The organism is Phormidesmis sp. 146-33 (assembly GCF_052939515.1).
On the sequence record NZ_JBJPHU010000087.1, the window covers coordinates 20,438 to 30,163 of the forward strand.

Annotated in this window: 9 protein-coding genes; 6 read left to right on the forward strand and 3 right to left on the reverse strand. The window is 47.9% G+C overall.

All coding sequences use genetic code 11. The features are described 5' to 3' along the window. Window positions 1-193: 193 nt before the first annotated feature. The 3 genes from ACJ2PR_RS25930 to ppk2 all read right to left on the reverse strand — a co-directional run bounded on the left by ACJ2PR_RS25930 (window position 194) and on the right by ppk2 (window position 4,562). Entirely contained in the window at window positions 194-1,015 is an 822-nt protein-coding gene (locus tag ACJ2PR_RS25930; RefSeq protein ID WP_446879121.1) for a DNA adenine methylase, read from the reverse strand. A gap of 427 nt (window positions 1,016-1,442) precedes the next feature. Then, entirely contained in the window at window positions 1,443-3,611 is a 2,169-nt protein-coding gene (locus ACJ2PR_RS25935; protein WP_446879122.1) for a glutamine synthetase III family protein, read from the reverse strand. Between the two features lie 24 nt (window positions 3,612-3,635). Continuing rightward, complete coding sequence (gene ppk2 / locus ACJ2PR_RS25940) at window positions 3,636-4,562, reverse strand: polyphosphate kinase 2 (RefSeq protein ID WP_446879123.1); 927 nt, start codon at window positions 4,560-4,562, stop codon at window positions 3,636-3,638. Between the two features lie 678 nt (window positions 4,563-5,240). On the opposite strand from ppk2, the gene ACJ2PR_RS25945 reads away from it, so the two are divergent. From ACJ2PR_RS25945 to ACJ2PR_RS25970, 6 genes are all read left to right on the forward strand, one after another. Then, window positions 5,241-6,800 carry an APC family permease gene (locus tag ACJ2PR_RS25945; protein ID WP_446858420.1) on the forward strand — a complete coding sequence of 520 codons (1,560 nt, stop codon included), beginning with the start codon at window positions 5,241-5,243 and terminating at the stop codon, window positions 6,798-6,800. Window positions 6,801-6,986: 186 nt separating this feature from the next. After that, window positions 6,987-7,385 carry a P-II family nitrogen regulator gene (locus ACJ2PR_RS25950; RefSeq protein ID WP_446879124.1) on the forward strand — a complete coding sequence of 133 codons (399 nt, stop codon included), beginning with the start codon at window positions 6,987-6,989 and terminating at the stop codon, window positions 7,383-7,385. Continuing rightward, entirely contained in the window at window positions 7,385-7,708 is a 324-nt protein-coding gene (locus tag ACJ2PR_RS25955) for a YnfA family protein (protein ID WP_446879125.1), read from the forward strand. The genes ACJ2PR_RS25950 and ACJ2PR_RS25955 overlap by 1 nt, the downstream gene beginning before the upstream one ends. Before the next feature lie 472 nt (window positions 7,709-8,180). Next, complete coding sequence (locus tag ACJ2PR_RS25960) at window positions 8,181-8,705, forward strand: hypothetical protein (protein WP_446879126.1); 525 nt, start codon at window positions 8,181-8,183, stop codon at window positions 8,703-8,705. 110 nt (window positions 8,706-8,815) lie between these two features. Further along, a complete protein-coding gene (locus ACJ2PR_RS25965) occupies window positions 8,816-9,172 on the forward strand; it encodes a recombinase family protein (RefSeq protein WP_446879127.1) in 357 nt (118 codons plus the stop codon). 94 nt (window positions 9,173-9,266) lie between these two features. Then, the coding region (locus tag ACJ2PR_RS25970) for a CBS domain-containing protein (protein WP_446879128.1) at window positions 9,267-9,726 on the forward strand (460 nt) is incomplete at its 3' end.

Sequence of the window (9,726 nt, forward strand, 5' to 3'; positions counted from 1 at the left end):
TTAATATAGCAATCCCAAATCACTCGTGAAATGCAGACTTGATCGTGCCCCCTAAATCCCCCAAAGTTGGGGGACTTTGAGCCGAGAGGCTTTCTAGATTTCAAGACCCATTCCCCAGTTTCAAAGTCCCCCAGACTGGGGGATTTAGGGGGCGAAGCGGACTGGAACGGAGCGACAAAAATCTGTTCATGACTCATTTAGGATCGCTATAGTTTTTGATTAATAGTTCTCGACCTGCAATGGCGACTTCCTGTTTGTAGTTATTCATGCCATATTGCAGTGTCCATTCAGTAATGTTGGCAAAGCTAAACAGTTGTCTAATATCAGGAGAATCGTCATAGGTAATTAACCACTTGTGCGGACATTGGCGCATATTGTCTGCAAATCGCTCATGCTCAAACCCGGTGTGCAGTTTGCCTTTGATGCCATAAAGTTTGGATTTTGTAGCGCTCAAATAGGGCGGATCAAGGAAAATAAACACGTCTTCTCCAGGTTGAAACAATAACGTTTCATAGTCGCCATGTGTAATCTGAACTGACGATAAATAGAAAGAAAGCTTTTGTAATCGGTGAATAGACGACGCTGTAAATCTGCGCTCAAACGCCTGCTGAGAGTAGCCCCCCGAATCAACTGTCCCCGAAAAGGTAATACGATTGAGCACAAAGAAACGCACGGCTCGATCGAACTCACTCAGCTTCAAGTCGTCGTGGGTATAGTACTCATACAACTCTCGACCGTTGGTATATTTTTCCTTGATACGATCGACTTCATTTACTAGCGATTCGATCTCATCTTTTGCATAAACCCAAAAGCAATATAAATCGAAATTTAAGTCATTGATCCAGTACTGTTTGACTTGACTATTTAATAACTGTCTTATAGCCAAAAAAACAGAGCCGCCTCCTACAAATGGTTCTCGATATTCCTTTAAGGTCAAGGGAATGTGGGGGAGAATCTGAGCGATCGCTTTTGATTTACCACCCGGATAGCGCAACGGACTTTTGACTGAAGACATAATTATTTAATGATTTGCTCGGATCTCAATTTGTATGTTGTCGTTTCGCTGAACTTCTAGTAGTAGATTTTGACTTAGTTTTTATGTGTGGTCATTGATCGTACCCCCTAAGCAAGCTAAAGGCTAAAATCTCTGTCAGATGGATTGGAAGTAAAAAATGGCGTTGCTGAATCAGGGGATGAATTGCCCCAAAGCGGAGGGGAACCCAAGGTTCAAAGTCCCCCAGAATGGGGGATTTAGGGGGCGAAAAGCTTGACGCTTCTCACAGATTCATCCCTCCAATCAGCAACGCCACCCTTTGCAGCACAGTAAGAAAAGATGAATCCTGACCAGAAATCAACGCAGCCCAAAAAAGCGGCCCAAGCCACCGAATCGATCGAGTGACCTGAACCGCTACCACACTCATTAAAGAGAGGCGTACAGTTCCTTACTTGACAAACAGCATTTCTTGATAAGTAGGAATCGGCCACAGATCATCTGCGACTTCACCTTCTAGCGCATCTGCATACTCGCGCACCTTATCCATTAAAGGACGAATGGTTTTCGCACAGTACTGCATATGTTCTTCTGAACTTGCAAAATCGTGTTTGCCCATCGCTGCACTGAGTTTGCTGACATTATCGATCATCGACTGCATCAGAGAAGCCACTTTTTCGGCGGGTTCCTTCTCGATCGCAATCCCAATTCCGCTCAAGTTAGCGATCGTGCTGGCCACATCCGACAAATACCGCATCGCCGCTGGATAAATGATGGTTTTTGCCATGCTGACAACCAGTTTTGCCTCGACCTCGATCGTCTGAACGTACTGCTCTGCATAGACATCAAAGCGGCTTTCCAACTCAACCGGGGTGAGAACTCCGATGCGATCAAACAGTTCTTCGATCGCCTTGTCTTTCAACACAGGTAACGCATCCGCCGTCGTGCGAAGGTTAGGAAGACCCCGCTCCTCAGCCAGTTTGTGCCATTCTTCAGAGTAGCCATCGCCCCCAAAGACGACCGCGCTGTGCTTCTCCATCACTTCTTTGAGGACAGCAAACACCGCAGCACTCATCTCTGTGCCTTTAGACAGTTCGGCTTCTAGCTTGTCAGCTACCCAAGTGAGCGAATCAGCCAAAATCGTATTCATCGCCACCAGCGGCCCCGAAACAGACTGACCAGAGCCAACCGCCCGAAACTCAAAGCGGTTACCCGTAAAAGCAAAGGGTGAAGTCCGGTTTCTGTCTCCCGGATCTTTGACAAAGATGGGCAGAGTATCCACACCGAGATCCATCATTCCACCGTGAGCAGAATCTTTAACTTCTCCTTTGGCGATCTGCTCAAACACTTCTTCGAGTTGAGATCCTAGATAGACCGAAATGATTGCAGGAGGCGCTTCGTTAGCACCCAATCGGTGATCGTTACTCGCCGTTGCAACCACCGCCCGCAACAGTGAACCGTAGGTATGAACGCCGCGAATCACTGCCCCACAGAACAAGAGAAACTGAAGGTTTTTGTGAGGTGTGTCACCAGGATCAAGCAGATTGCCCTGAGTCGGATTGCCCACCGACCAGTTGACGTGCTTACCAGACCCATTGATGCCCGCAAACGGCTTTTCGTGCAGTAAGCAAACAAACCCATGCTTCTTGGCAGTGATTTTGAGAATCGTCATCAGCAACTGTTGGTGATCGCTGGCAACGTTCGCCGCTTCAAAAAATGGGGCGATTTCAAACTGTCCGGGAGCCACTTCGTTGTGTCTGGTTTTTGCCGGAATGCCCAACCGATACAGCCGTTCTTCAACATCCTGCATAAAGACCTGAACGCGCTCAGGAATTGCTCCAAAGTAGTGATCGTCAAACTGTTGACCTTTGGCGGCCGATTTGCCAAACAGGGTGCGACCTGTCAGCAACAAATCAGGGCGATTGTGAGCAAAGTGAGAATCCACTAAAAAGTATTCCTGCTCGGCTCCACAGCTTGAGTTGACCGTGGCTACATCGGCGTATCCCAATAGCTTTAGCACACGAGTTGCAGCTTTATTCATCGCTGAATTGGAGCGCAAAAGCGGCGTTTTCTTATCCAACGCTTCTCCAGTCCAGGAGACAAACACGGTGGGAATGCACAAGGTCATCCCGTTGTCGGTTTCCATCACATAGGCGGGACTGGTCACATCCCAGGCGGTGTAGCCACGAGCCGCATTCGTCGCCCGCAGACCCCCGTTGGGAAACGATGAGCCATCCGGTTCACCCTGGACTAACACCTTTCCGGCAAATTCAGAGATCACCGAGCCATCACTTTGTACCGAGATAAAGCCATCATGCTTTTCGGCAGTCGCATTGGTCAGCGGGTAAAAGACGTGAGCGTAGTAGAGTGCGCCTTTAGAAATGGCCCAATCTTTCATCGCAGAAGCAATGATTCCCGCGACCGAAATATCGAGCTTGCCGCCTGTCTTCAGCGTTTTTTGTACCGACTTAAACACATCCTTGGGAAGACACGCCTGCATTTTGCTCAACGTAAAGACATCCGTTGCCCAAATCGCTTCTAGACGAGACGGCACCTTCGACGGCAGAGGCGTACGATCGGTTACTTGAGAGATCGCCTTAACACGCAATTCATGACTCATAATGATTGTCCTTGGGGGTAAAAACTAGTAGGTCTGGGGCACAAAAAACTGCTCATTCCGAGGGGGACGAACATAGTCATCAGGCGCGACACGGCGAGGCGGTAACTCCATCGCTTCGGGAGTCATATCGGTGTAAGGAACTTTGCTCAAAAGGTGGCTCACGCAATTCAATCGGGCGCGTTTTTTGTCGTTGGCTTCTACAGTAAACCACGGCGCTTCGGGAATATTGGTATGAGCGAACATCGTATCCTTGGCTTTAGAAAACTCCATCCAGCGATCGCGCGATTCTAAATCCATTGGGCTGAGTTTCCAGCGACGAGCGGGATCAATGGTGCGAGACTGAAACCGTCGTTCTTGTTCGTCATCGCTCACCGAAAACCAATACTTGAGCAACATGATGCCAGACCTGACCAACATTCGCTCAAACTCAGGGCACGACTGCATAAACTCGCCGTATTGCTGATCGGTACAAAAGCCCATGACATGTTCAACACCAGCCCGGTTGTACCAACTGCGATCGAACAAAACAATCTCACCTGCGGCGGGCAAATGTTCGACGTAGCGCTGAAAGTACCACTGGGTTTTCTCTCGATCGGACGGCGTTCCTAAAGCGACAACTCTACACCCACGCGGGTTGAGCGGCTCGGCGATGCGCTTGATGGTGCCTCCTTTTCCGGCTGCGTCGCGTCCTTCAAACAAAATCATCAGGCGGTAGCCTGTATGTTTGATCCAGTATTGCATCTTCACCAGTTCGGTTTGCAGGCGAACAAGCTCAATTTCGTATGCTTTTGTGCTGAGTTTGGGCGGCTCGCTTGAAGTTGGGGACGGCTCGATCGAGGCTCCGATCGCTGGCTCCTTGTGTTTTTTGTGTTTCTTGTGTTTTTTGGGGTGCTTCTCTTCAGAAGATTGAAGAGTTTCTTGGACTCCCAAACCATTAGGCTGTTGTTCCATGAACTAAAATCTCCTGGTAAACTAGGGCACAAAAGGGAGAAAATAGCACGTCTGAGTCCTCCCTCTCGTACACTTCCCGCTTAGGAAAGGTCTGAGAAGTATTCGCCAACGGTCAACCTGAATTTACTAAGCGCACTACGAGAACCTGGCAACCCCAAATTAGGGAAAGTTCTTGCGATCGCGCCCATTCCTTCAGACTGGCAGAAAGCACTTTCCAGACACGACTGGATGCTTCAACTCACAACGGGTACAGTCGGTCAACACCCGCTCTGTTTAGCAACAATTTAGCAGTTCTGAGAATGATCTAGACCAATAAGCTAGACAACTGTAACAAACCTGACTTTCAAACTCTCATCCAATCAATGCTACAGACTTGTGAAGGTCTTTGTACTCGATACATAGTAGAAACAGAACTCTCAGGTTTTTGTATCGCACATCACTATCTGTCGAGAAATATAGAAAAAACTGAAAACTTCTTACAAATTAATCTTTTGGAAGGATGCTGTAACAAATAATACTCAGGATAAATTTAATATTCTCTCCAAACCTATGCGCCAGCTCATTTTTAGGAGAATCAGGAAAAAATAGAATTATTTCTTGTAGCGAGCAATACTGATTGAAACTGCGTCACCCCCAAAGATTGTCTATGCAACTTCCAGACGGATGTAACAGCGAACTATGACTAACTCAACAGGTGGCGAACTCAAGCCAACCCTCGGTCTGGTGGGGATCACCATCAACGCAATGGCCCTGATTGCACCAGGCGCTTTTTTGTGGACAACCTACCAACTACAAGCGCCTCCCGATTCTGCTAAAAACATGTGGGCAGCGATCGCGCTCGCTACAATCATCGCCATGCTGACGGCAAGCTGTTATGCAACGCTCTCTAAGGCTTATCCAGAAGCTGGGGCCGGAAGTTCTTACTTTTATGCAGAGGCCGCGATTTTAGCCAAGGAAGAACATAAGCATTTTCGGTTAGCGCGACTGGCTAAGTTTGTCACGGGATGGGCAGCACACCTCTACTACTGGGTGTATCCCGGCATTATGGTCAGCTTTATGGGAACCTTGGTCGTTTATATTGGGCAACTGTTTAACCCCAATTTTGCCTCAGATTGGTTCAGTAAGGCGCTGATTTGCGTTGTCTTTGCGGGTCTGATTGGCAGCATTGCTTTAGTGGGCGTGACAGGTTCTACGTTGATCAACATCATCATTAACGTCGTTCAAATTGCATCATTGACCTTCTTAGGACTGTTGATGATTGTGTATCGCCTGGGTCATCCCAATGTGAATTATGAACATGCGAATGCGGTTAGCGTTGTAGTTCCCCATGATTTGGTTGGACTAATTTATCAGGCGACGATCGCCATTCTCCTGCTCGTTGGCTTTGAGTCAGCGACTGCGATGGCTGGAGAGTCCGTTGATCCTCGGCGAGATATTCCTAGGGGTGTCATTTTATCGTTGTTTATTCAGGCTTGTATCTGCTACTTTTTTGAGTATTTTGCAGCTAACTTTTTTATTGGAGATCAATTTACGGCTGTTGTAGACGGCAAGACGGTGACTGGGTTTGCGGCTGCGCTGGCATCAGGGGCCCCGATCGGAGATATTGCCAAAATTCTCGGTGACACACTGTTGTTTGGTAATGGATTTCTGTTACAGATCATCATGGCAAGTACTGTGGTGATGGCTCTGATTGGCACCGGACTTTCCTCCCTGTCTACCGGAGTCAGAATCAGCTATGCAATGGGAGCCGATCGAGAACTCCCCGCTGTATTCGGCTTTTTGCATGGTCGCTACAACACGCCATTTTTGGGCATCTACTTTTTGACAGGACTCTCTGCGTTAATTGGGGCCTATGCAGTTCAGAGTGTCGATAACGTGACGATCGTGACTTTGGTCTCCAACATTGGCACCTTTATGCTGTATGGCATTACCTGCGGAGTCACGCTAGTTGCAACGCTTGAACATCTGCTCGATGGCGAAAACAATCCCATCAAAACGATCGTGATTCCCATCCTGGGTTTGGTGATGAATCTGGCGATGGTTTGCGGCATTTTTTACTACGGCTTGACCGGATCTGGGAATGCTCAAGTTAATTCAATCACTGCGATCGGCATTGCGATCGCTTTCTTTGTCGCTGGATTTGCTTACCTGATTGGCGATAGTTTACTCAAAGGCAAACCGTTGTTTCTCCCCTCTGATGTGAGACACCCACTGCGCGATCGAGTAAGTTCCAAGTAAGTGTCTGTAGAGTGTGTTGAGCCACGCGAAATGGATCGATCCTTCAAATGTTGGTAGTATGTCTCACAAGCTCTAAAGTCCCCCAGAATGGGCAGCTTGGAGGGCAGAAGCTCAAAACAACGAAGCAAAATCACCTCATCGAACTAACGTCTAAACAATCCGCAAAACCAATAAGGGGAGCCACGCATGAATTTAGTTCTCGCAATCATTCAGCCTTCTAAACTTGATGCAGTGAAAGAAGCCTTAGTTAAGCTAGGAATTCAGGGAATGACGGTCACAGGTGCCAAAGGATTTGGGCGACAAAAAGGGCGACCACTCGCTTTTTTAGGACTGTTCGACATGGAAGGAAAACCGTTTACGATCGACTTCATCCCCAAAGTCAGAATCGAAATTGTCGTGAATGATGACATCACTGATCAGGTCGTCGATACGATTGTCTCAACAGCCAAAACAGGGACGATCGGAGATGGTAAATTGTTTGTGATTCCGGTGAGTCGAGCCGTTCGCATTCGCACCAGCGAAGAAAATGAAGCGGCTTTGACGATCGAAGAACCTGCCACGCTCAGCGATTCTCGCAAAAAATAATGATTCAATCTCTGGCATTCTTTGTTATTGCAGGCTTGTGCGAAATTGGCGGCGGCTACTTGTTTTGGCTATGGTTACGTGAAGGAAAAAGCATCTGGCTGGCGGTGTTAGGGGTGATCATTCTGGCAATCTATGGCGTAGTTCCCACGCTACAACCCGTCAGTTTTGGACGCGCCTACGCTGCTTATGGCGGGATTTTTATTGTGTTGTCCATTTTGTGGGGCTGGCTGGTCGATCGAGTGCCTCCCGACAAGTTTGACTGGCTGGGCGGCTGGATTGCGCTTCTAGGCGTTTTAGTCATGATGTACGCCCCGCGACACTGAACCCTTGATTGTCTAATCTGTCTTGCGGCGATCGTAGTGTAGAACCTGCGATCGTTTTTTTAATGTGAATTCGACGAAATACTTCGCTCCGACTGCAAATTCGGGAACGCCCCTAAATCCCCCACAAGTGAGGGACTTTGAACTGGAATTCTTGTCTTAAAGTCCCCCAAAATTGGGGGGTTGGGGGGCAGAAGTGCAAAATAACGAAGCGAAAAATTCTATCGAACTGACGTTTTTTTAATGGGAGTGACAGGCTGGCGAATTGAATTCGCGCCTGGGAGAACGAAGTCTGCGAAAGCAGACTGAAACTTTTAAGGGTCTCGTCGATCAGGGGAAGTAGATTTCGTTCTTCTAGCAGGAGTCTTGTTGTTAAAGTTTGATGACACTCGCTTGTTAACCCCTAGTTTTTTCCTGAAAAACAGATAAACTGTAGTTAAAGATACAGAAAATTCTTAGCTGTTAGGAAAAAGCAATGTTTAGGGATGTGTTAAATCAGCGTCGGCAAGTCATTGGATTGTTTTCTAACCGCGAGACAGCCGGAAAAGCACTCGATCGCCTGGTTCTCTCTGGCTTCCCGATCGCACAAGCGTTCTTAATCGGTCACGATGGAGAATACACTGAGCGTACTACCTCATCTGACCTTGCTGCTTCCCCCATTGGAGCGATCACAGGCACCGCAACCGGATTAAAAAAAGGATTTGTATTAGGCAACCTGATTGGCGGAACATCCGGATTGTTATTGGGAGCAGGACTGCTGGCGCTTCCGGGTGTGGGTCAAGTGGTCTTATCGTCAGCGATCGCATTCACATTGCTAAGTGGGGGCATTTGTACGGCGGCGGGTGGTTTAATTGGTGCTTTAATTGGGTTGGGACTCACTTCTGAACAAGCCAAAAAGTACAGTCAACAGGTCGCCAACGGCAATATTCTCCTGATAGTCGAAGGAACGGCGCAAGAGATCGATCGGGCCCAGCAATTACTTAAAAAATCCGTTGTTTAGAACACTCTATTTTAGTAAGAATGTCATAGACTGCAAAAGCTGCTATCTCAACTTAGAGAGCAATCTGAAACTGCTTTGAGATGCAACTTTAGTAAATCTTACTAGAAACGATGGTTGCCGAGAATTTTCAAGACCGCGAGATCTGGGAACGGCTAGAACAAGGACGACGCGCAAAAGCGGCTCAGGGTGGCTATGCTGGCTACGGATCTCCTGCCTTTGGACAGCGATCGCTCAACGGAGAACTGGTCGAGAATCCTGACGAACAGCAGATTGTGGAGTTGATTCGCCGACATCACAAATCTGGAAAATCACTCCAGCAGGTTGCGGACTGGCTCAATCAAAATGGCTACCAGACTAAGCGGGGACAACAGTGGCAGCGCATTTCAGTTAAGCGAGTCTTAGATCGTCTCTATGGGCGTACGCCGAGAATCATGGGTATGGAGCCATCTGATGATCAAAACGATTAAAATTCGATAAGCAGCAAAAAAACGTGATCAATTGTGCAGAAACGTTACAGTCTTATCTCGTAGCGTCACGATGTGGTTTGTTACACAAAGTTCTATGGTTACGTCTTTTGACAGTTCGTTAGGCACGCCTCCCTTAGCTGACGCAATCGATCGCCATCCCTTAATCGTTGCGCCGGATGCTCAATTGAGTGAGGTTGCGATGCTGATGCATAGTACAGCTAATCTGGCTCACCCTAACTCAGGTTCGTCTAGTCTAGAAAAAGATTCCCTTTGGGGGGCGCGATCGAGCTGTGTGTTAGTCATGCAGGATCAGCAGCTATTAGGAATCTTTACCGAACGGGATCTGGTACAGCTAACCGCTTTGAATGTCTCGATGCAGACCTGTATTGCCGATGTCATGCACTATCCGGTGTTGAGCATGAGCGAAGCTGAACTACACAACGTTTTTGCGGCCCTGTTTTTATTTCGTCGCCACCGCATTCGACATTTGGCGATCGTTAGGGTCTACCGTTCAAACTATGCCGAGTCAAAGTCAAAGTGCCAACACATTAAGC